The sequence below is a fragment of the Formosa sp. Hel1_33_131 genome (assembly GCF_001735745.1).
Taxonomy (GTDB): Bacteria; Bacteroidota; Bacteroidia; order Flavobacteriales; family Flavobacteriaceae; genus Hel1-33-131.
The window spans coordinates 1635153-1659627 of the sequence record NZ_CP017260.1 but is presented as its reverse complement, the minus strand read 5'-3'; the positions used below and the strand labels follow the sequence as shown (position 1 = coordinate 1659627).

19 protein-coding genes are annotated in these 24475 nt (G+C 34.3%); 11 read left to right on the top strand and 8 right to left on the bottom strand.

The features are described from left to right. The first annotated feature begins 17 nt into the window (after nucleotides 1-17). The 7 genes from FORMB_RS07490 (at nucleotide 18) to FORMB_RS07455 (ending at nucleotide 7316) form a co-directional block, all read left to right on the top strand. Nucleotides 18-1931: an OmpA family protein gene (locus FORMB_RS07490; RefSeq protein WP_069676863.1), complete on the top strand. Its 1914-nt coding sequence runs from the start codon at nucleotides 18-20 to the stop codon at nucleotides 1929-1931. Between the two features lie 534 nt (nucleotides 1932-2465). Then, nucleotides 2466-4046: a hypothetical protein gene (locus FORMB_RS07485; protein WP_069676862.1), complete on the top strand. Its 1581-nt coding sequence runs from the start codon at nucleotides 2466-2468 to the stop codon at nucleotides 4044-4046. Between the two features lie 237 nt (nucleotides 4047-4283). Next, nucleotides 4284-4931, top strand: coding sequence for a hypothetical protein (locus FORMB_RS07480; RefSeq protein WP_069676861.1), 648 nt, complete (start codon nucleotides 4284-4286; stop codon nucleotides 4929-4931). Between the two features lie 638 nt (nucleotides 4932-5569). Next, entirely contained in the window at nucleotides 5570-5794 is a 225-nt protein-coding gene (locus FORMB_RS07470) for a hypothetical protein (RefSeq protein ID WP_069676859.1), read from the top strand. Nucleotides 5795-5853: 59 nt separating this feature from the next. Beyond that, nucleotides 5854-6303, top strand: a complete 450-nt coding sequence (locus FORMB_RS07465; RefSeq protein WP_069676858.1) for a protease complex subunit PrcB family protein — start codon at nucleotides 5854-5856, stop codon at nucleotides 6301-6303. A gap of 129 nt (nucleotides 6304-6432) precedes the next feature. Next, nucleotides 6433-6885, top strand: a complete 453-nt coding sequence (locus FORMB_RS07460) for a protease complex subunit PrcB family protein (protein WP_069676857.1) — start codon at nucleotides 6433-6435, stop codon at nucleotides 6883-6885. Between the two features lie 38 nt (nucleotides 6886-6923). Continuing rightward, nucleotides 6924-7316, top strand: a complete 393-nt coding sequence (locus tag FORMB_RS07455) for a hypothetical protein (protein WP_069676856.1) — start codon at nucleotides 6924-6926, stop codon at nucleotides 7314-7316. A 122-nt stretch (nucleotides 7317-7438) separates the two neighbouring features. Here FORMB_RS07455 and FORMB_RS07450 read toward each other — a convergent pair whose 3' ends face one another. Genes FORMB_RS07450 through FORMB_RS07440 form a run of 3 tightly spaced genes read right to left on the bottom strand, consistent with a single transcriptional unit; the run spans nucleotide 7439 to nucleotide 12067 of the window. Continuing rightward, nucleotides 7439-7816, bottom strand: coding sequence for a hypothetical protein (locus FORMB_RS07450; RefSeq protein WP_069676855.1), 378 nt, complete (start codon nucleotides 7814-7816; stop codon nucleotides 7439-7441). Between the two features lie 57 nt (nucleotides 7817-7873). Then, a complete protein-coding gene (locus tag FORMB_RS07445) occupies nucleotides 7874-9289 on the bottom strand; it encodes a DUF5689 domain-containing protein (RefSeq protein ID WP_069676854.1) in 1416 nt (471 codons plus the stop codon). A 21-nt stretch (nucleotides 9290-9310) separates the two neighbouring features. Beyond that, nucleotides 9311-12067: a TonB-dependent receptor gene (locus FORMB_RS07440; RefSeq protein WP_157498096.1), complete on the bottom strand. Its 2757-nt coding sequence runs from the start codon at nucleotides 12065-12067 to the stop codon at nucleotides 9311-9313. A 112-nt stretch (nucleotides 12068-12179) separates the two neighbouring features. Here FORMB_RS07440 and FORMB_RS07435 point away from each other — a divergent pair, with 112 nt between their 5' ends. The 4 genes from FORMB_RS07435 to FORMB_RS07420 all read left to right on the top strand — a co-directional run bounded on the left by FORMB_RS07435 (nucleotide 12180) and on the right by FORMB_RS07420 (nucleotide 17058). Continuing rightward, nucleotides 12180-13238: an endonuclease/exonuclease/phosphatase family protein gene (locus FORMB_RS07435; protein ID WP_069676853.1), complete on the top strand. Its 1059-nt coding sequence runs from the start codon at nucleotides 12180-12182 to the stop codon at nucleotides 13236-13238. A gap of 284 nt (nucleotides 13239-13522) precedes the next feature. Then, a complete protein-coding gene (locus FORMB_RS07430) occupies nucleotides 13523-14680 on the top strand; it encodes a helix-turn-helix domain-containing protein (protein ID WP_069676852.1) in 1158 nt (385 codons plus the stop codon). 80 nt (nucleotides 14681-14760) lie between these two features. Continuing rightward, nucleotides 14761-16581 (top strand): hypothetical protein, encoded by a 1821-nt coding sequence (locus FORMB_RS07425; protein ID WP_069676851.1) that lies wholly within the window; start codon nucleotides 14761-14763, stop codon nucleotides 16579-16581. 15 nt (nucleotides 16582-16596) lie between these two features. Next, nucleotides 16597-17058 (top strand): hypothetical protein, encoded by a 462-nt coding sequence (locus FORMB_RS07420; protein ID WP_157498095.1) that lies wholly within the window; start codon nucleotides 16597-16599, stop codon nucleotides 17056-17058. Between the two features lie 68 nt (nucleotides 17059-17126). Here FORMB_RS07420 and FORMB_RS07415 read toward each other — a convergent pair whose 3' ends face one another. From FORMB_RS07415 to pgi, 5 genes are all read right to left on the bottom strand, one after another. Beyond that, nucleotides 17127-17558, bottom strand: a complete 432-nt coding sequence (locus tag FORMB_RS07415) for a hypothetical protein (protein WP_069676849.1) — start codon at nucleotides 17556-17558, stop codon at nucleotides 17127-17129. A 42-nt stretch (nucleotides 17559-17600) separates the two neighbouring features. Further along, nucleotides 17601-18965 (bottom strand): endonuclease, encoded by a 1365-nt coding sequence (locus FORMB_RS07410; protein WP_069676848.1) that lies wholly within the window; start codon nucleotides 18963-18965, stop codon nucleotides 17601-17603. 82 nt (nucleotides 18966-19047) lie between these two features. Beyond that, a complete protein-coding gene (locus FORMB_RS07405) occupies nucleotides 19048-20157 on the bottom strand; it encodes a hypothetical protein (RefSeq protein ID WP_069676847.1) in 1110 nt (369 codons plus the stop codon). 11 nt (nucleotides 20158-20168) lie between these two features. Continuing rightward, entirely contained in the window at nucleotides 20169-22718 is a 2550-nt protein-coding gene (locus FORMB_RS07400) for a TonB-dependent receptor (protein ID WP_069676846.1), read from the bottom strand. 124 nt (nucleotides 22719-22842) lie between these two features. Beyond that, nucleotides 22843-24462, bottom strand: coding sequence for a glucose-6-phosphate isomerase (gene pgi, locus FORMB_RS07395; RefSeq protein ID WP_069676845.1), 1620 nt, complete (start codon nucleotides 24460-24462; stop codon nucleotides 22843-22845). Between the last annotated feature and the right edge of the window lie 13 nt (nucleotides 24463-24475).

Genomic DNA, 24475 nt, shown 5'->3' with positions numbered 1-24475 from the left:
AAGTTAATCATTACACTATGAAAAATATTATATCAATTTTTATCATCACTTTAATGAGTAGTTTTTGCTTAACTGCTCAAAGTAATGCCACAAAAAAAGCGGACAAGCATTTTAACAAATATCAATTTGTTGAAGCAGCTGAAGATTACTTAAAATTAGCAACCGACGGCGACGCAGATGCTTATGTCTATGGACAACTGGCAGAATGCTATTACAATGTATTCAAAACTGTAGAGGCAGAAATGTGGTATGCCAAAGCATTGGAAACTTCTTCTAGCCCAGAGATGATTTACAATTACTCTCAAATGCTAAAAGCAAACGGGAAATATGAAGAGTCTAACATACAGTTAGATAAATTTGCTTCCATGCGCCCAGCAGATCACAGAGCCACAGCATTTAGAGCCAACCCTAATTATTTGCCTAAAATTTTAGAGAAAGGCAAAAAATTCAATGTTCAGAATTTACCGATCAACTCTGAGGTTTCAGATTTTGGAGGCACACTTCAAGATGGGAAACTTTACATTACTTCTGCTAGAAATAACAATCGAAAAACCTACGGATGGAATGAAGAGCCTTTTTTGGATATCTACACTTCCACAGTAGATAGTGACGGTGCTTTTCAAATGCCTGCCATTATTAAGGAAAACATCAATACAAAATACCACGAAGGAACCGTAAGTTTTTCTCCAGATGGAAATACGATGTATTTTTCTCGTGAAAGTTATTACGATAAAGTTTTTGAAAGAGATTCGTTGACAAAATACAAAATCAGTGTTTTGAACCTCTATAAGAGCGTGAAGCAAGAAGACCAATGGTCGGAAGCAGAAGCCTTGTCTTTAAATGGAGACAGCTATTCTGTTAAAAACCCAACAGTCAGTGCGGACGGCAGTACCTTATATTTTGCTTCGGACAAAACAGGGGGTTACGGTCAATTTGACATTTACAGTGCGCCTATTGATGCAGATGGATCCGTAGGTGAAGCCACTAATATGGGGCAAAAATTAAATACAGAGGGACAAGAAATGTTTCCGTTTATCAGCTCAAATAATACACTCTATTTTTCTTCTAATGGCCATTTAGGGCTTGGAGGTATGGATGTGTATTTTGCAAAGGTAGTGGATGGAAAAGTAGGCCCTGTACGAAATATAGGAATTCCTGTGAATGGAAATGCCGATGATTTTGCGTTTAGCATGAATGAAGAAACCGAAGAAGGGTTTGTGTCTTCTAACAGAGAAGGCGGAAAAGGAAGCGATGATATCTATGCCATCAAGAAACTGCAACCGATTTGCGATGTGTTAATGACCGTTACCGTAAAAGACAGCAAAACAGGCTTGATTTTAGAAGGTGCAAGAGTTGACATTAAAGATGCTGAAGGCACTGTTTTTGGAACGAAAGTATCAAACGCTGAAGGCATTGTTGAATACATCATTGAATGTGATATAGATACGATACTAACAGGGTCTAAAGTCGATTACGAAAGTGGCATGACAACCGTTGCGGGAACCAGTGAAGAAGAAGTTTCTGCGGAACTACTCTTAACTCCAATTGATGAAATTATCCTTGCAAACAAAGTCATTTTAAATCCTATTTACTTTGATTTTGACAAATCGAACATCACGGCACAGGCAGCTTTTGAGTTGGATAAACTCGTACAATTGATGACTAAATACGAATCGATTGTGATCAGTGCAGAGTCGCATACAGATTCTCGTGGATCAGCCTCCTATAACTTATCGTTGTCAGACAGACGTGCCAAAACAACGGCTCAGTATGTGATTTCTAAAGGGATTGATGCCAGTAGAATTACTGGAACAGGCAAAGGAGAAATGACTCCTAATGTAGATTGTGGTAGCAAGTGTACAGAAGACGAACACCAACTAAACAGACGTTCTGAGTTCTTTATCTTGGAAGGAAATCCAAATGATGAGTAAGTTTTAAAACACTTTTTTTATATATAAACAGCCTCGCATTTGCGGGGCTTTTTTGTGGGAAAAATGTATTGAGGGAGCCTTCAAATCAATTTTTTTAAAAAAATAATCCCTTGTTTTAAGAAGGGAATTTTTAAAAGTAAGGTTTTCCCTTACTTTTAGTAAGGGAGAAATCACCTCATTATTTATTTTATTTTATTACGTTTACAAAAATTAGAACTCAAATCTAATTCTTTGTAAGCAGTTTAACCGACGCGTAAGATATTATTTTACTGTAAATAACATAGGGACTTTTTTCAGGTATCCATACGTTTTTGGATGTCAGAATTTAAGTTCAAATGTAGAGTACAGGTGTCTATTAGAACCGATTCTACAGGATAAACTCAAGACCATCCGGCTTACGGGAATTAAAAATTAGGAGTTTACCCTCTAAGAAAGTGAAAAATAGGTGTCAAAAAGTCGAACCTGTGGAAAGCCCACAACGAAGAATAACGACTTAATAATTTATTTTTCACCTAAATTGATAAATTAAATATTATGAAAAATGTAATTAATATTATTTATTTAATGATTATTTTTTGCTTAGTTTATTCTTGCTCAGTTGATGATTATAAAGAAGCACCAGCGCCTGCACTTGATGTTAATGAAGTTGTTTTAGATGATTTAGATTTTAATTATGATAATCTTTCCAATCAAGACAAAATAAAAGTTGTTGTTGGAGAGGCAATCAGTAGTTTTTTAATTAACAATCCTACATTCAATGACAAACTATTCTCAAAATTAATTAATCCAGAAAATAAAACAACAGAGATCCTTTATATTAAGCAAAAAGATAATCTATTTTCAGACGGAAAATCTTTGAAGGACTTGCTTTTAGAATTTCACTCAAAAAATGAGGATAAAAAAAATCTTATCACCAATATTAATACCTTATTACCTAATCTAGCAATTAAAATACCCCAATGGACAGAAGCTGTTTTAGGGAATAATGAGTTAGAGCTAGAGTTTGCTGTTTATCCTTGTTTAACTAAGTATAAAAAAAAAGTCGTTTACTTTAAGAACGGTACACAAAACTTAGCAAATAGGTCGGTTAGTAATTCAAATGTTATTTCTAATTATTTACCCATACAAATAGAAGAAAGTGAGCGTTTAATCCCAGTTAAAAAAAACACGAGTACTACATTTTGGGGAGATGATTTTTATGATGATAATTTTCCATTACTTTCTGCTTGTTCAGAGTTCAATAGACAAGACTACACTATTCACTCAAATGAAAGCTACGATTTTGTAGATAAAATAACACTTAATGAAGATTTGATTAATGCTCGATTGTGTGCTATTCTACTACCCGATAGTTCAGAAAGTATGAACTGTAATATTGTATATGAAAGAGATTGTAGAACTGAAAAAAACGTAATTGAAGGATTTAAATTAACAAATTTATCAACCTTCATAGGATTAAATAATCAACCAGGTGGAGAAGATGTTATGTCGCTACATTATCAATTTTCTGTTGCCTCAATGTGTGGCAATTTGATGCAGAATGAATTTTGCCCACCATCCGATTGGAAATTTGTTTTCTTTGGCACATTTTTTAATTTTTTTGAAATACAAACTCATTATGGTTCTCCCTTACAATCTGAAATGCCAGATGTCATTTTTAATGGCAATGGGTTTTATCTAAAAGCCTTTCCTATTTATTACGATATACCAATAAGTTTATCAGAAGAGGGAATTTATTCTCAAGCTAGATATCTACCTTTAAGTCCTAATGGAACATGGGATGGCAATGAATATGGTAGTGCAATTAGTATGGCTATCTATGAACATGATGACATTACAGTTGACGTTTCTCAGACGAACTCTATTAGTATAACTAATACAACCAAAGTTTCTGCAAGTTTAAGTATAGGTGAGAATTTTGAAGCTGGCGCAGACTTCAGTAACTCTGTAACTCGAACTTCAAGTACAACGATTAACATAGACGCTTCCAAGGATGTGGAATTGGGTAAAACAGCTATAAATTATTATCAGCAGAATTTTACTAATCCAAATATTGGGTTTGGATATAATGTCACAACTGGAGCTGTTAATACTCATTTTGCATTTTATTATTAATAGCTCGCAAGCTCTGTAAAGTCTCCCGACTTCGCAGAACATAAAAAATATAAAATGAAATGTAAATTATGAAGTATTAAAATGAATTTTTAACGGAAAAGTTATGAAAGTTATATAAGCTCAAAGTCGGGAGACTTTGCGCAGCAGGGAGACTTTGCGCAGCAGGGTGATTTCCCTGCTTTTTATGCTAAGTTAAAATATTTAAATACAGTTCATGATTTAAGAAATGAAACAAATTTGAGTAGAGTTAGTGAAAATTCTTTAAATAGAGACTATGACGAAGGTAGCTGTCAATACATAGGAATTTGTGAAGGTAATTCTTCAGGTGAATGTCCTTTTTTATCCTTTGCATGTACAAGTGGGCACTGTGAATTTAGGGAGGAAGATATTATTGACAGTAGTATTGAAGATATAAGTTTATATGAAAATGGTGATGTTTTATTAAATGAAATTCTTAATAATGGGGAATCTAATATATTTAATACGAATGAAGCAACCCAAAGATTAATTGGTGACGATACGTTAAGACATAATTTCAAAAGTCTATTACATAATTCAGAAAAAGGAAGAAAATATATTGATTTTTATTACGCTCTAAGTGCTTCTTTAGATAAAACTGAATTCAATACTATTGTTGGAATATCAATTTTAAAAATGCTTCCAACAACAGATCTTAAAATAAAATCCTTTCTATCAGATGAAACTACTCCTAGAGAAATTATTTTAGACATTGATTTTGGAAATAAAGTTGAATCCATTTTGAAAACACTAAAAAACAATGTCTCTGATACAAATTCTAAGGCTCTATTAGATGACTTAATAAATGATTTAAATAGCTATAAAGGGCTATCAAAACAAATGTTGCTAAATGAAATATCTGATTAAATTTATATTTATAATTATTGCTTTTGTGTTTAGCTCAATTTCATTAGTGATAATGTCGGTTAGCACAAATAAAATTATTCATACTTATTTCGAAGTTAGTCTAGAAAACGCCTATTTATTTAGTGTAGTTCGATATGGATTAGAATTAACTTTCGTTATGGCTGTTTATTGGATATACCTTTTTTGTAAACCAATAAATAAAAATCTAAACTATGTTTTTGTTTCCTTAATTTCAATAGGATTTATCTCTGAATTATATTTTACATATAACTTCCTATACAGTAAAACTCATGATTTAGAATTGTGTTATGATTTTGTAAAGGATTTAGATAAACTGTGGATATTATTAATTTGTAAAATATTCGTTTTGTTTATTTCATTTAGAATTATAAAAAAGATACTGAAAGAGGATAAAAATTATTTACATTTACTTGTTATTTCAGTAATTATGTTCCCCATTTTATTGATTTTGATTTACAATTAACGCAACATAACAATGTTGAAAAAAATAAGAAAAACACTTTAACATAAACCCATAAAAAAGGCCCGTATCTCGAGTCTTTTTTTGTTTTATTTATTCAAGATCAATTCTTGGTACACACACGTTACCACATTCTATTTAAATCGCTACGTATTCTATGACTAATGAAATTCAAGTGAGTTATATCCTAAATGGGGTAACCTCTGCCTATCTAATGGTTATAGGTCAGTACGGCTCAGATGGAACGTCTAACAATTATGTTTTAGATACCGAAAGCACCCAAACAATCCTAAACCTTTCCGGCTATTCCAACGGGTTTTACACGGTTGCGTTGGTCTGTGATGGCACAATTGTTGATGCTAAAACGTTAATTAAACAATAATATTTTTAAAGCCCATGACATACATGGGCTTTAATCCTAACCTTTTAAATTTTTAAATCATGAAAACAATAACTCTAATTTTAAGCTTATTTCTTTCTTTAGGTTGTAATAATAGTGACCCTCAAACGCCATTTCAATCTACTGAAATAACACCAATACTGATTAGTAAAGGAGAACTATTTAACGGAAATTACAATCCTACACGACATATTGAAACATTTGATAATTCAACTTCATGGAATACTTTTGTTGCCGATGTTTGGTCAATAGCAGCAATACCCGATGAAGCAATTGTAAATTTTGACGAGCATATCGTTATTGCTGCTTTTGATATGCCACAACCGACTGGAGGTCATAGTATCGATATTGTTTCTATCACTGAAAATGCCGAAAACATAGTAGTTGTAATTGATAAACTAAATAATGGAGATGCTACACAAATGCCTACACGCCCATATCACTTTGTTAAAATACCCAAAACAACTAAAGAAATAGTTACGGAGCAATAAATTTGTAGGGCTTTTCTAACCTTTTAAATTTTTTAAATCATGAAACGTCCATAACTAAAACTTGATACCCAAGGAAAATGATCAAATGGATGTAACATGTGACCAATTAGAAACAATAAATACAAAGACATGAAAACAATAACTCTAATTTTAAGCTTATTTCTTTCTTTAGGTTGTAATAATAGTGACCCTCAAACGCCATTTCAATCTACTGAAATTACTTTTACTGAAATTGGTAAAGGAGCGTTGTTTGGAAATGGTGTTGAAAACATCTCACAAACAAGCCTTCTGATTAATAACCAAACAGAATGGCAAAATCTTATGAATCAAATGGACTCCGTAAACAATATTTCTGATACTTTCCCTGAAACTAATATTGATTTTGAAACCTATTCGATTGTTGCAGTATTTTTAGAAATCAAAAGCAATGGTTGGGAGGTCGTCATTAATACCATAATAGAAAATGAAGATAACATTACCATATCAACTCAGGAAACAGAATTTTTTAGTACAGTAATAACTCAGCCTTTTCATATTGTTAAAATACCCAAAACAACTAAAGAAATAGTTACGGAGCAATAAATTTGTAGGGCTTTTCTAACCTTTTAAATTTTTAAATCATGAAAACAATACTTTTAATTTTAAGTCTGGTTGTTATTACAAGCTGTAATAGAAATGAGGAATCAAGAGAAGAAACGAATGATTTGGTTGGTCGCTGGTCGCTAATGTCATTACATCCAGGATTAGGACAACCACATGCTTACGATAATGGAGACATCATTTGGACCTTTAACTCAGACAATACAATAGATGTTACATTATTAGTTACTCCATTAAACAATTTATTGCCTCTTAACCAAAATGGTTCTTATTCTTATAATATCATTTCAGATGACTCTTTATCCGTTGATAGTAGGGACTATAAATACGAATTTGAAGATCAGGTATTACGATTATTAGACAATCCCGAGTCAGATGGGAAAACTATAATTTTTCAAAAAATTGAAAACTAAACTATTTATGCCCCCCGGCTGTTGGTGCGCGAAATCGAAGATTCGACGAAGTCAATCCATTCGCGTTCCAAATAAATTTTGTAAGCCACACGATAGGAATCGGTAGCAAGGGCTTTTTTTATTTAAACCGCTTTATAAAACAAAACGGATAAGGCAATAATGGCGATGGGCAATACAATAAGAATAAACGTGGAATAGCCCAAGTCTTTTTTGTTGGACAGTTTGGCGTTTAACACACGGCGTTTGCGACCGCTGTAATTCACCCAGTTTTTAAAGTGGATAAACACCGCTGTCAAGACAAAAAGAATCCATGTATTGGAACTGGACATGACCACAACTTTCATTTGTTCTAAGAACTTAATAAAGAACACGCCACCTAGAAACAACAGCGCGATTTGTAACACCGAAGTATAGAACAAGGCTATCGTATTCGCTTTTTGTTTGTAACGGCCTTTAAAACGGTTAAAAACGGTCAGATAAAGTTGATTGAAAAAATTCATAGTTGCCAATATAGAAAAAACCCTGTGATTTCAACCCTTATTTTGAGATATAAAATACTAATTCTGAGTGATGACTTGAAAGTTGTCAATTTCAAAAGTACCACTGTTATTGGTCCCCCCACCAGTGTATTTAAAAGCAATAAAGGCCGTTCCAGAATAAGCACTTAAATCTATATAGCTAGAGTCAATCCAGTTCTGATAAGATTCTGAATCCGAAACTATAATTCCTGGCAGGGCTGACCATGTCGCTGAAATAACTCCTGAGTTGGTGGCATTCCAGTCTGTTGAAATTAGCAATTCCAAATTGCTATTGTCACTAAAACTGTTGGATGATTGAAAGTTGATAAACTCTATTGATTGTGAGTCCAAGTTAATAGGTGGCGAAATTAACCAAGCAATATTAGAAGGGTCTCCAGAATTATAGGCTCCTATTTGAGCGATTTTACTTCCTTGATTTTGACTGTCAGTTGTTGTTTTAATTTTCCATTTTTTGCTTCCGGCTTCTATAAAATTGTTCCAAACACCCGTTATTGACGAATTATTTGGATAGGACTCAAAATCATCTTCAAAAATAACTGAAAACTCATTCGAATCTGATAGAGTACAACGAGATGAATTTAATTCTACATCCTCTGTAGTATTTAAAACTAAAACCAATTCTGAACCGTTGTAGGTTTTAGACACAATCCCAGAAATGGAGCCGCCTCCATCAGTTATAACTTCGTTCTTAAAACTTGCAAATGAACTCGTTTCTAATATAAAATTGTAATACGAAAAGCCTGAACAACGTTGAACGTTTTTATGACTGTCATAATCATCTGCTGGATCAACAAAAGGCTGACCTACAGAGCTGATTGGAAACTCGACCTTGTCGAAAGTAACGAAAACCCCTATATCCTTGCTTTCAAGTATGGACACTGATTTTGGAATAATCATTTCTGTACTTGCAGATCTAAAAATATGAGATGGATACCTGTTTGAGGTCAAGGTCTCAACTTCACCGTCCTTAGTATTTCCTCCAATCGTATATACACCATCTCCGCTTTTTACCTCTCCTAAAAACAATCCTTTTAAGTAAATATAAATTTCTCTACCCTTATTAAACCGATTGTATGAATTGACTTGATTTAATGAGATTTTAATTGCATCTGTTGCATTTTCTGTTGAATTTTGAATAAAAAATTCTTTATAAAAATTCCCTGTTAAATCCGATGAAGAAACAAAGCCTTTAATGGCTATTTCTGAAGAAATTAAAGTGGCATCTTCTCCTGAGTAAAACTGACTTTTTAATTGTTCGATTGTAATTAACTGGACGTGTCCAGTTTCAATGCGCTCTAAAAGAGTCTTTAAATTTTTGTTTTCTTCATCCCCTAAACTTTCTGGGACCGAAAAATCGTCGTCTTGTACACAAGACACAATAGCAACACTCGCGAAGAGTGCTCGTAGATAGTTTTTGAAATTAATTGTTTTCATGTGTTTATATTTTTTGTGTTATTAGAATCTAAGATTAAGGTTTATGAAGTAAGTGGTCCCACGACCAAACCAGTATTTCGGTCCAAAACGTCGTTTTGGGGCACTCGTATCTTCTTTTAAAGATTGAAAATTAGCGTTACGCCCTTGCTCGAATCCACCCGTTTTAAATTGGGTATTCAAAATGTTGTTTAAACTTACAAACAGACTGATGTACTTGTTACCCACTTTCCAAGACTTCCCTCCTACGGCATTCCATAGCATATAAGAATCAAATTTTTCTTGTCTTAGCAACTCTTTTGCAAGTGTTGGATCGTAGTCTGGAAATGGAATCCCATCCGTATCCAGATAAAAATTCTCAGTACGCGTTAAAGGAGACACATCAACATAAGCATTGGACATAAAGTTTGCCGTGGTACCAAACCACCAGTAGTTAGGGTCGCGGTATTCAAAACCTAAAGAAGCAGCCCGTTGTGGGCCTCCTGCAATTTTATAATTTTCCAAGTTCGCTTCCCCGAAATTTAATCCATCAATAAAGTCACTAGAAGTTAATAATAAATTTGGATTGTTGTCATAGGTATATTGACCTACAGAAGCAACTCCTGTTAATTTAATGGTTGGCGTCACTTGCGCTTCAATCCCAAATTCGATTCCTAAATGTCTTTTGTCAATTCCTTCAAGAACTTCTTGTACAAAAGCAGTGCCTGAATCCACTCCACTAATTCCATCTGCATAATAAAACGAAACTTCATTCGCATCTTGCATCTTGGTGAAATACCCCGTCAATCTTGTTTTGACAATCGGAGATTTATAAATATAGTTCAGATCAAACGTGCTGATTTTTTCTTCGTTAATACCAAAGCCCGATTGGTCTCCTACAATGGTATGGTTATCTCTTGAACTAGAAAAGGTATTACGAATGGTTGGTGCCTTTGTTAAATAACCCACATTGGCAACTAATAAATGCTTTCCAGAAAATTTATACGTGAATCCACCTTTAGTACCGATGCCTGTAAACTCTACTTTTTCGCCTTTACCTAGTGAGTTGTCTGCATAAACTTCACTTTGATACAGGCCTTCTCTTTGGTAACTCGTTTTAGTATTGCTGACCGCCAAGAAAAAGTCTACCTTATTGTATGTAAACTGAGCTTGTGCAAACATGCTAAGTATGTTCGCCTCTAAGTTGTAGTTATATCTAAAGGTGTCGCCTTCGCCAACAATTTGGTTTGGGTTTTGCAAGTCAAACTGAACTTGGTCAAAAGAATCTATATTTAAATAGCCTGTAGTACTTCCTAACATGTCAATGATTTCTGCAAAATTATGCGACTTTAGACGTTTGTAGTTGATGGCTGCATTTAAGGTTACATGTTCAGAGATTTCTGAGTTAATGATGGTATTCACCGATAATTGTGTGTCGTCACTACGGTCTTCATACAACACATAGGCCGCATTATCCCCTGTAATATTGTTGGTGACGTTGGCGTCGTAAAGACGGTTCCAATCTAATTGACCTTCTTCCGTGAAATTTTGGTAAGCGTCATAAGCACCCGCTAAATCAGGTCCGTCCGTGTCTGCCAAAAAATAACTTGGCAAGCCTTGGTAATAAGAAGGACTTGGATTGGCACCACCGGCATAATCCAAACGGCTATTTCCGAGCTCTCCAAATTGGTAAGCAATATTGGTGTTTAGACTTGTTTTATCTGTGAAGTCCCAGTAATGGTTCAACATCAAAACAGGCTCTGCAATCCGTTTGACACGCGAGTTGCGTTTTTCACCATCTTGGTAACCCCAATATTCGTTGTACTTAATATTTTTTAGATCGTACACTTCTTGCGTATTTGGAGATGATTTTCCACGCTTGTTTGGTGTATAAAATCCTGTAAAGTTTAAGCTATGCTTATCGTTTACTTTCTTTTCAACTGCTACAAAAAATGAATTTGCATTGTAAAATGTTCCATCTTGATAGCCTTCATTACCCCAACGTCTTCCTAAAGAAAATGCATAAGACCAGTCCCCTTTCACCACCCCAGAAGCATGGGTTGCCATGACTCTGTTGGTGTAACTTCTGTTAGAAGATGAATAGGTGACACGAGAACCACTTTGGTATTCAGATGCTCTTAGGTTAATATTGGTGGTTCCTAAGATCCCTCCAAAATTATAAGAGGAAGGCGCTAGACCTGTGGTTAACTCTTGGTTTCTAAGGATGTCATTTAAACCTCCCCAGTTGCTCCATTGTGGTCTTCCATTGTATATTTTATTCATTTCGATACCGTTCATCAACACAGTTCCATTATCGGAATTGAGTCCACGAACTCTAAAAAAGGAGGAACTAAATTCAAAGGCTGCTGCGCGTTGAAATATGTCCTGAGAGGAGGCTAACAATCCGGTAATATTGTCTGCACCGCTCGTATCAGAATTTAACTCATCATCTGATAATGTAATCGTAAACAAATCGTCATCTGAATTGTCTACTTCAAGCATCATGTCTTGAATGTCCAATATTTGTCCTTCTGAGACAATAATAGGATAGCGTGCAACTAGATAGCCGACTCTCTTTAGAGAAAGAAATTGTTCTCCAAGAGGAACATTTGAAGAAAACTTAAATTCGCCTAATGCGTCGGTGAGCGTATTAAGTTGCGTGTGTTCAAAATGCACTAATACCCCTTCAAGGGGTTGGTCTGTTAGCATATCTTTAATACTCCCCTGCACTATTGTTTGCTGAGCGAACGAAAAGAAAATATTAAAAAACACAAACAGACCGCATAAATTGGGTGTGTTCATATTAATAAATTTGGGTTAAAAAATTATATGTCTAAAACAAAAATATACTTCTTGTTTTAATTTCTTTACTTTTGTGAACAACTTAAAAACCAATTTTCTTTAAACTAAAACTATGACTCAAAAATTTATTTCAAATACACTGCTGTTTTTCAGCCTGTTGTGTCTTACAATAGGCCAGGCGCAAGAAAAAAGAAAATTTAAAATTCATACGGTTGCGTTTTATAATGTTGAAAACCTCTTTGACACGATCAATGACCCCAATAAATATGATGAGGCTAGCCCTATTATGAAGCTTAAAACTAATTTGGAGGGAGTTTATAAAAAGAAGGTCCAAAATATGGCGAAGGTTATTTCTCAAATAGGAAGTGAAGGGTCTAAAAATTCGCCTGCAATCATTGGACTATCGGAAGTAGAAAACAGGTCTGTTGTAGAAGATTTAGCCAATGATCCTGCTTTACTATCAAAAGATTATGGGATTGTACATTTTGATTCTCCAGACGAGCGTGGAATTGATGTCGCATTAATGTATCAAAAAACATTATTTACACCATTAAGTTCAAGCACTCACGAGCTAATACTCATGGATGACAGCAAAGACAAAAGAGATTACACAAGAGATCAACTGCTGGTCAGCGGGTATTTAGAGGGTGATTTGATCCATGTGATTGTAAACCACTGGCCTTCTAGAAGTGGTGGAGAAGCCAAAAGTCGTTCCAAACGTGTGGCAGCAGCAGCCCTTAATAAGCGTTTGATTGATTCTCTTCAATCCAACGATCCCTATGCCAAAATATTTACGATGGGAGATCTTAATGACAATCCTGATAATGATAGTGTAAAGAAAATCCTAGAAGCTGAAGGGGATAAAAGTCTCGTAGGATTCAAGGGGATTTACAACCCAATGGAAGCGATCTATAAAACAGGGATTGGAACCAATGCGTACAAAGGGGTTTGGTTTCTATTTGATCAGATTTTGGTGAGCAAACCGCTGCTAGATGACGATTATAGTTCGTTTAGGTTCTACAAAGCTGGCATCTTTAATGCACCTTATTTAATTAATAAAAAAGGAAAATACAAAGGCTATCCTTTTCGAAGCTTTACCTATAGTGGATTTATTGGGGGCTATAGTGATCACCTTCCTGTGTATGTGCACGTTATTAAAGAAGTGGAGTAATTCGACTTACCTATATTCATAAAAGAGGCTGTCTGAAAAGACTTTGTTTTGTCAATCTGAACTTGTTTCAGATTCTAGAACAAATTGATTTCCAATATTCTGAGATTCTGAAACAAGTTCAGAATGACAGATTTGTTTGATTTTCAGACAGCCTCTTTTATAAGTACTATACTGGCCACGAATTCCATGGAATAAACAAACAACTTCTTGTAAAGGAAAAAACTCGCTCGAAATTTTTGATTGTATGTTTATTTTTCACAACTTTAACCAGTAATAAGTTATTTATGAATTCACTTAACCTCAATTTCTACAATATTTTAATTGTACTAGGTATAGTGCATGGGATAATTTTTAGCTTCATATTATTTTTCAACCCTAAACTAAAGTCTAAAACAAATATTTTTTTAGCTCTTACTATTCTAGCATTGTGTTTTAGTAATCTACAATATTGGCTTTTAGATGTTGGCTTGTCTCCAGGTTATGAAAACAACAATCTAATATTTATTCCATTTGAGTTCCTAATGGTTCCGATGTTTTTTTTATTTGTGAAAAGTTATTTAAAAAATGATTTCAAAAAACATCATATATTTTTATTATTAGTTCCATTTTCTTCTGCTATTTTCTATCAAATACTGACTGATTTAGCTAGGGTTAACTCAAAAGTTATTGAGTTTTTTAATCTTGTGATTGAGTATGGCTCTCTGTTGTTCTCATTAGTAATCATCTTTTTAGTTTTTAAAAACATAAGAGATTATGAAAAGAAAGTAGCGAACGACTCTTTTAATGAAATTCCAATCACAGTTACTTGGCTTAAACGGATTCTAATCTTTGGTTTTTTTCTTTGCATATTGTGGTTGCTTTCACTTACTGTTTTTGAATCTTATTTTCCCAGTGGATATTATCAATACTATCCTTTATGGATTGGTATTTCTGTACTTATTTATTGGATTGCTTATACTTCAATTTTTCAAAATAGTATTTATGAGGAGCGTGGAGAAATCCGAAATAGAATTATAAAAAGTAGAATCACTAAAGATCAAGACACTTCAAAAAATCAAAATAAATTATTAGAAATTGATGAGCTCTCAGAAAATATCAACCCCAATAAGTTTTCGGAAATTAATAATCTCATTTTAAAGCGTAGGTTATACCTTAAGCCAAAATTAAGTCTTAAAATGATTTCTAAACAGACCAACTTGAGCGAAGGGTATTTATCTCAAATAATAAATTCTAATACAGATAATAACTTTAATGAATATATTAATAATATGCGTGTTGAAAATGCTATAAAATTATTATTAGATGATGATTATTTCAAATACACCATAACTGCAATTGGACTTGAATCTGGTTTTAATACAAAGACAAGTTTTTATAATGCTTTTAAAAAAATCACAGGACATACTCCAAATAACTATAAAAAATTAGTCCAAAATCATTAACAAGTTAATAATTCTGGACTTTAAGATTGTTTTGTTTTTATAATATTGAATCATATAAATTTTTAAAACCCTAAATTATTATGAAAACAACACTAAAAAACAATTTATCAAATTTCAGTCTAGTATTTTTATTAACCCTTCTCTCTTTTAATTCCTGTAGTAAAGATGAGACTATTTCAACAACTCAAAAACAAGGACAAATTAAAGTTGAAATCAAAGAAAGTATAAATAATGTTGATTTAAAAAATCAAGTGGAGAAAAACCTATCAAAAATTAAACAAATATTTGAGATTGCACCACCAAAGAGCATGAGGAAATCTAGTGGAAAAGGGACTGAAAATGATCCTATAAACCTTGAAGACATCCAAATAAAAACAGAAGCTTATAATAGTATAAAAAATGAAAATGGTAAGGTTTCATATACTTTTGAAGTAGATTTCCCTACCGATAACACTAATCTTCATGAAATTATTAATTTACACACCTATTATGACGAAAACAACCAATTGAAGAGTCAATTAATAAAATATGAACTAACAAACGAAGAGTTACTGGTTGCTACTAATAATCAAAGTTTTGATGGCTTTTGGGATAAAATATCCTACCTTGATTTAGAAACGACAGACATAGATTCTAATTCTAAAAAGAATACTTCAGCAAGAAGTGGAGATACATGTTCATGTGAAGATGACGGTCCCGCTACAGTTATATGGGTGCCATATTCTAATAATAGTGGCTATGGAGGTCCTTCAGCATCTGGAGTAGGGTATGCGTTACCTCCTTTAAACTCCTTACCACCTAATGTTATGGCTGCTTTGCAAGCGGCAGGGGTTTTTGTAGGTATAAATTATAACAATTTCGCACCATATGGATATGGTCATAACTATACAACTCCGGTACAGTACTTTTCAACAAATGACTTAACAATACCTGCCTATAACCCTTCAAGTTCTGCGAGTCCATTTAATAATTATTATGCCTATTATTTTTCTGGAATAAAGAATGTTATTAAAGATTACTATGAAAAGGTATATGTGTCACAGATAAATTCTTATGTTACTTCGTCACAAACCACTTTAGTAGACCATATCGTAAAACAAAAAATAATATATGATTTTTTCCAGTTTACTTTTACCCTATATGCTCAAAATAGAACACAATTTTATTATTTGTCATCTGATCACGAATTGACAGAAAACATATTTTATTTTTTAGCCGAAAAAAACAACGGTTCTTTTTATGAGTACACTCAAGCTAAAACCTTTGCTGAAAACACTATTGAGGCGATGATGGATACAACCAGTGACATTGATAGTTTTAATGATATTGTACTTGTTGATGGACCCGAAAATCCTATTACAGATTTAACTGATTTTTTTGAATGTTTTGACGCCACTCAAGACGCTGTAGTTACTGTTTATGCCAAGGAGCCTATTCCGGGATCAGGAGATGCAAACGACGGTAGTTATGTTGGTCATTCTTTTGTGTCTATTTCTCAAGGAGTTAATACGAGTGTTTTTGGTTATTACCCGGTTTCAGACTGGATAAGTCCATTAAACACATCTGGAACAGCCGTTTTAGGAAATGACGGAAGTGGGAATGAAAATTTTACGGCTAGTATTTCAACTAGCATAACAGGAGCTCAACTTCAACAAATAATTAATGCATCAATTAATTTTACATCAACTTATAATTTGAATAACTACAACTGTACTGATTTTGGTATAGAGATTGGAAATCTAGGCGGTCTTGGTCTTCCAGCTGCAAACGGCACATGGCCGGGCGGCAGTGGCTCTAACCCTGGAGCACTTGGATTATATATCAGAAATTTAACCCCTCCAGCTGGGGTTACAACAAATACGACTGCAGGAAATGCACCTGCTACTCATAAAGGATGTTAATTTAAAACAGCAAAAATGAAAAAGATGAAACTAATATTATTATTGACTATAGTGACTTTTAGTTGTAAAACTGAAGATGTAAAAAAAGAGTTGATTTCAGAATTTATTGAAAAAGTGATTTTAGATAAATCATATAATATTGATAACATAAATGAATATTTGGATTTAGAAAAAGATTCTTTAATTCCAGATTCTGAACTATTAAAATTTCTTAATTTTAATATTGACTTCTTAAGAGGTGAAATAAAAGATATGAAACAGCTTGATATTATGTCTTATAAAGACTTTATTGATAACGAAAAATTTAGTTCATATAATATAAATTACCCTAAAAGCGAGGATGTCTTTTTCGTTGTTAAAAAAAACAAGTTAATTACTTCAATTATCGTTAGTGATGATACTAAAATTTTATCTTTTTTTACTGGATTAATTAAACATAAAGATAATATAAACCCGTACATGATAAATAAACGCTGAAATTAGCTTAAAATAATAGCATCTTTTAAATAAAAAAAGCAGCCAAATGGCTGCTTTTTCTATAAGTACTACACTGGCCACGAATTCCATGGAATTCTAGAGAGAATCAAAATTAAGGCGACGGTATAAAAAATCGCGATGGTTTTGTATTTAGGCCCTGATATTAATTTTTTCTTGTGTTTAGAATAACCAATCGTTATCAAAGCAACCGCTAAGATATTAATAATTGGATGTTCTACAAGGTATAAGCGTATGTCTGCATTCTTCATAACTTCCCCAACCCCTAAGTTGCTCCACTGTCCAAAACGCTCAGAGGTGAAATACAACAGCAGTCCAATAAGCAATTGAATGTGTGAAACAATCAAGGTAAATAGGGATACTCGAAATGCTTTGGCATCGTAGTCTTTTTTTCCGAAGTAGCCTATAAGGGCTTTAGAAACTGCCAATATAAGTACTGCGAGTACTAAATAGGCCCAATAGGAATGAACTGTTTTGATCATGAGATTTTGGTTTTATGAGTTTTAAAATGTAAAGATACCTGTTTAATTCCATTTATTTTCTGCATCATCACCACCCCAAATCAGAGTCGCCAAATAAGGGTTGTCTATAAAAGGGTTTCTATTGCCTTGAGCAGAGTATATAACAGTATTTCTTTGGTTCTCAAATTCTGATACTGGATCTTCAATGTTCCAAGTTATAAAGAGGTCCAAATCCCCTACCGAGTCAAAACTCTCCCCATATCGTATATTTAAATACAAGATCATACGTGCAACATCGCCACGCCATTCGTCGCCAGGATACCATCCGTTAGATGATGTCAAGTAATTGCCTCCACTTCCATCTGCAAACGCTTTGTTGCTCCGTGTTGAATTAACATCATCATCGCACACTCTTAGGTGATGTAAATCGGTTAAAGCAATATTAGAGCCTAATAAAGATTGTGGATAAACGTGTTCCGTATTAAATGTCTGAGGTGAATGGGAGTTTGAACCAGAAGTATATTCTTGCCAATAGCGCGTTTCTCCAGTATACATCAAAACAACATTATTTGTATTTGTTAAATCGGCATCCGCATCATATAAATAGTCATGACGTTGTGTGTACGATAATATTGTGGTATGGTTCTCAGATGTATGGTTTGCTAATTCAGCATACATTAAATCTGGGTCTGCAACAAACTGAATTCCTGTATAATAACCGATTAAATCGCCTGGAATATTAAAAGAAAAGGAATCTAATACTGTAATTGATACCACAGCCGATGAACAGGTATTGTTTGGAGTATCGTCATCACAAATACTATACATAAAACTATCCGTACCCAAGTAATTTGTTGGTGGTGTGTATTCTACTGAACCATCAGAGTTCAACACAACAACGCCCAAGGTTTGGGAAGAATCTATTGAAGAAAGGACCGCTTCATCAATGACAGTGTCGTTTTCTAATAGATTGGTAATTATTTTAGAAGTGTTTTGAGAAACATTATGAGCATCGTCTTCCGCAACTGGATTCCCTTGGTCTGCAACGATGATCGTCACTGTTGCTGTAGAGCAATCGGCTGGCGAGTCGTTATCACAGAGTGTATAAGTAAAAGAATCTTCTCCAATAAAATTAACGGCTGGAGTATAGATATACGTATCATCTCTATTGTCAACTATGGTTCCGCCTTCCACTGTGGTTTCATCAAAGGAGGTTATGACCGCATTGTCCTCAACGGTATCATTTGATAATAAGTTTTCAATAATAAAGTCGGTGTCTTCTAGGGCGTCAAAGGAGTCGTCAACTGCTATAGACTGACCTGTATTATTATTATTGTTTGTATCTGGGTTGCTTGATCCGGAATCATCTCCCGAACTACAATTAATAAACAAACTAGTAAAAAGGAAAATTGGTATAATTTTTTTCATTCTCAAATATATTAAAATTAAAACATAAAGCCATCTATAAAATAGATGGCTTTTGTGATGTTAAAAAAAATGTATAGGGGTATTAGTTAACAACCCACATTCCGTCCGTTTTAATAAGACTCATGATTTCGTTTCCTGTTGCACCAGTATAGACAACAAATTTAAGAACATATTTTTGTCCTTCCTCAGCAGAAGCATCCATATCATCTAATAATACATTGAATGCTTCAAGTAACATACTGTCTGACCAGTAATTAGAGCTTGAAGTTCTTCTGTCAAAACTTTCAAAATATCCGACGTTATCAGCAGGACCAGGGTATTGATCTATAAATGCACTTGATATCAAAGCAACATCATCTGAAGTTAGATCATACTTGATTGTATTGTCTGGAACCCAGCTTTCTCCATCATGACCAAACTGAACTGTTTCTACAATTTCGTTTTCATAGGGATGAAATGCTACTCCGTCAAAGATATATGCTGCCGTAAAACTTTTCGTAACTCCACTGCCCATATATAATTCATACATAGATAACACAACATCGCCAGGACTTCTTGGGTCAAATTGATATACGTCTAACAAAGCAACAGGAATTTTAATGTCTGCTTCATCTGAACTTGAAAAGTTAGGATAACCTTCTCCCATTGCAGAGTACTGATCTTCTGTAAATCCAGTAAACTTTTTCCAATTTCCGTTTTCATAAGAAAAACCATTTGTGAGCGTACTTACGCTTCCAGAATAGTAATCATATCTTAAAGAAACAAAATCACCTTCAGTTGGGCTAGGGTAAGTAGCATCTAAGTAATCATATACATGTCCACTGTCTGAAAAGTTTCCATATGATTGACCTGTGATTGCATTACATTCTGCTGATGAAAGCTCATAAACTTCAGCGTCATATGTAGAAATTGGATTGTATATATTAAATGATACTAAAGCACTTGAACCAAGTCCCCAAACAGGAAATATATCTGACAATAACGCTGGAATCATATCCTTGGCATCTTCTGTTGAATTAAAATTGCCATAGTTTAAACTTAAAGCATCGTAATCATCATCTGTGAGCGTATAAACGGCGTCACCAACAATTGGACTTGCTTGTGCATCTAATTCGTTATAGATGTCTTCATTAGGGTTACAACTCATCATTGTTGTTCCTAAAATTGCTAAACAATAAATTATTTTTTTCATTTTGTTTTTTTTTAGAAATTAAGTTTTGCGCCAAGGCTGAATGTTCTTCCGTAACCATAATACACCAAAGCAGTGCTAGATACAGATCCAGATCCATCTCTAGCATCTGAAATATATTCCGTGTCAAACGCATTGTTCATGCGAGCCGTCATAGTCGTTTCAAAAGGTCCTAAGTCGAAAGTATGACTGATTACTGTGTCAAACAAGCCGTAATCAGGCATTTTCCATGCGTCTGGAGCTCCTTGAGTTCCTCTATCACTTGGATCAAAATCAGCATAAATATTAGCATAGTAATTGTAATCAACAATAAACTTTGTTTTTGGAGTTAATTTATAATTAATTCCTAAAGCCATTGTTGTTTGAGCTGCATCAGCAACATGTAAATCTTTTATAAATAAGTTTACATTGTCAACAACTTCTTGATCTTCATTTACAATTTGAACATTTTCTACATCGCTATCCCATCTCCAATCACCAAATGAAGCCATTCCTGTGATTTTTAATTTTTCTGTAGCTCTGTAAACAAAATCTAATTCAAGTCCTTGGTGAACAGCATCCACACCTAAAATATTAGCAACAGCATTCGTATTGTCTGGCTGTCTGAAACTTTGAGTTTCTGTTCTGTCTCTCCATGCAGTATAGTATACATTTACATTCGCAGACAACTTACCTGATCTGTATCCGTACCCTAATTCAAAACTAGTAATTTTTTGATTTTCTGCATCTGCATTAATCGTCTCATTATTGAAGTTCAAGAATACTGCATCAAAACCTGCAGCTTTTTCAAAGTATCCAATGTTTACAAAAACATTGTTTTTAGCATCAATTCTGTAGTTAGCACCCCCTTTAGCACTGTAGCCTACGAAATTGTAAGTATCTGTAGTTTGTAATGCATCAGAATCTAAGTAATTGAAATAATCAACTCTTTGGTACGATGTATTTGATAATGCTAAAGAAACAAATGTGTTGAAGTTTTCATTCACATCATACTCTAACTGAGCAAATGCTCCTAACCAACCTACATTACCGTCATTATAATAACTTCTTTTATCTCCTACTTGCAATGCTGCATTAGGATTGTTTTCGTTATTGTTATCTAGGAAGTACTGTCCTCCTAAAAGATCTGTAACTGTTTGATAGTGCTTACCTGTGTAGCTTCTAACATCTAATCCAGTTAACAAAACAAGATCGTCTGAAAAATCTGTTTTGAAAGTCGATAACGCTCCAAACCAATTGTGGTCGTTGTGAGATGCTCTCAAAACTGTTTCTGATCCGAGTGCTCCTCTTGCGATGTTTTCGTCAACAATTTGATCGAAATCTATAGTTCCATATAAACCATTTCTGTAATCACTGTAACCTGAACCGTCAAAAATAAATTTATTCTCACCTGCAGTTCCTCCTCCGCCACCAGAGCCAAAAGAAGCATACAATACAGTAGATAAACTAGACTTTTCACTAATTGTCCAGTAGTGATTTAATGACATTTGTGGTTTGTTGTAGAAGTTATCCTCTTGATGAGTAACTTCTCCATTTTTGTAACCCCAATCTGAATTGAATTTTCTGCCTCTTTCTGAGTTTTTGAACGTTTCAATTAACTGTCTGTTTTGTCTTTGTCCATGACGTTGTTTAGCTCCAAACACTGAGAATGATATTTTATGAGCGTCATTGATTTCTTTAGATAAGTTTAAGAAATAAGATACACCATTAAATTCCGTACCATCAACATAGCCATTTCCTCTTGTTCTCGCTGCAGAAACTGTAGCGGCAAGACCATTATCCATAACCCCTGTAGAGTAAGTTGCACCTAGTTTTTCATATCCATCATTTGCAATTGACGAAAACACATTACCCCCAGTTTCAACATCCGTTGTTTTAGTGATAATATTAATGGTTCCTCCAATAGAAGGTACTGCTACTCGAGAAGCTCCAAGACCTCTTTGAACCTGCATAGAAGAAGTAACATCTCCGAGTCCAGCCCAGTTACTCCAGTATACACGACCATTTTCCATGTCATTGACTGGAATACCATTTATAAGTACGGCAACATTTTCTGAGTTAAACCCTCTAAGGTTAATTCTACCATCACCATATCCACCTCCAGCTTTTGTCGCATAGACACCTGGAGTTGATTTTAAAATTTCAGGAAATTCTTGTGTTCCTAATTTAAGTTCAATTTCAGCCGCTCTGATTGTTGAAACTGCTACGGGTGTTTTTCTGTCCACTGCAACAGAAGCAAAAATTTGAACTTCTTCTAAACCGAATTCACTTGCTTCTAGTGAAACGGATCCGAGGTCCATATTCCCAGTAAAAGAAATTGTTTTAGACACAAAGCCAACATAGGAAATTACGACCTCACCAGTTGAGCTTGAAGAGTTAATCGTAAAGTTTCCATCGAAATCAGAAGATACGCCATTTGACGTTCCTTTCTCTACAACAGTAGCTCCTGGTAAAGGCGCTTGTTGTCCAGCGTCAATGATTGTACCTGTCACAGTGCTTTGAGCAGCAACTGATAACGTACACACCATCAAGGCGAAAGATAATAATTGTGTAATCTTTTTCATAATTTTAATTATGTTTAATAATTGGTTAAATTTATTAAACAAAAGTAAGGATTATTAAACAGATTACAATTATCTTATTATTAACAATATGAGTTTGATTGTTAACAAAAAATTAATAGCTCTTTTAGCTGTTCTTCTTGTAGTGCCTTAAAAGATTGATAGTAGAAGCGTCGTGGTTCGTTACAGAACCCGTGTTAATTTCATCTAAAATTTTGGTCGCTAATTGTTTACCTAATTCGACTCCAAATTGATCATAACTAAAGACATTCCACACCACTCCTTGAACAAATATTTTGTGTTCATACATCGCAATTAATTTCCCTAAACTTTCAGGAGTGAGTTGTTTGATAAAAATGGTATTGGTTGGTTTGTTGCCTTCAAATACTTTAAAAGGAACAATTTCTGCGGAGGTGCCTTCTGTCTGTACCTCAGCTTCTGTTTTACCATTTAACAGTGCTTCTGTTTGTGCAAAAAAGTTAGAAATCAGTTTATCTTGGTGGTCTTTATTGCCGTGTAATGATTTTGTAAACCCAATAAAATCCGCAGGAATCAATTTTGTTCCTTGGTGGATTAATTGGAAAAAGGCATGTTGCGAATTGGTGCCAGGCTCTCCCCAAACTAAATTCCCTGTTTGGTAGTCCACTTGCTTCCCAGATCGGTCAATGCTTTTCCCATTACTTTCCATAATGGCTTGCTGAAGGTAAGTGGCAAATTGATTCAAATATTGCGTGTAAGGGATGACTGCTTCACTTTCTGCTTTGAAAAAATTATTATACCAAATGCTTAAAAAAGCCAAGACGGTTGGAATGTTTGTTTCAAATTCTTCTTCTTTAAAATGGGTATCCATTTTATGGGCTCCTTCTAAAAGTGCCTCAAAGTTCTCATATCCAACAGACAAACTAATGCTTAATCCGACGGCACTCCAAAGCGAAAAACGACCGCCTACCCAATCCCACATAGGAAAGATGTTGGAAGGCTCAATGCCAAAGGCTTGTACCTTCGCAGTATTGGTGGACACTGCTACAAAATGCTTGGCGACATCGTCTTGAGTGGCATAGTTTAAAAACCACTCTCTAATGGTGTTTGCATTTGATAGTGTTTCTTGAGTGGTGAATGTTTTAGAGACAATTACAAAAAGCGTGGTTTCTGGATTGAGTGTTTTTAAGACTTCGTTGACGTGATCGCCATCCACATTACTCACAAAATGAGGTGTGAGATGATTGCCGTAAAAAGCCAAAGAATCCACCACCATAGCAGGTCCTAAATCTGAACCGCCTATTCCGATATTCACAATATCGGTAAATGCTTTATTTGTGTATCCTTTTTTAGTACCATTGATAATGGCCTCCGAAAAGTTTTTTATTAAAGTTTTTGCCTTATATATTTCTGGCATCACATTTTCGCCATCGACTAAAACATTAGTGTCTTCAGGCGCTCTCAGTGCGGTATGAAGTACAGCTCTGCCTTCAGTGTGATTGATCACATCGCCTTCAAAATATTTTGAAATGGCATCTTTTAGTTGAAGTTCCTCAGCCAATTCTTTAAAAAGTGTCATGGTTTCAGAATTGATTCTGTTTTTTGAAAAATCAACATAAAAATCGTCCCATTGTATGGTGAATTCATCTGCACGGCCTGGGTTTTCAGCAAACCATGTTTTCATGTGCTGATCCTTGATTGTTTCAAAGTGAACTTTTAATTTTGCCCACGTTTTTGTTTCAGTTGGATTTATTGATTGTAATGCCATCAGTTAATTTTAA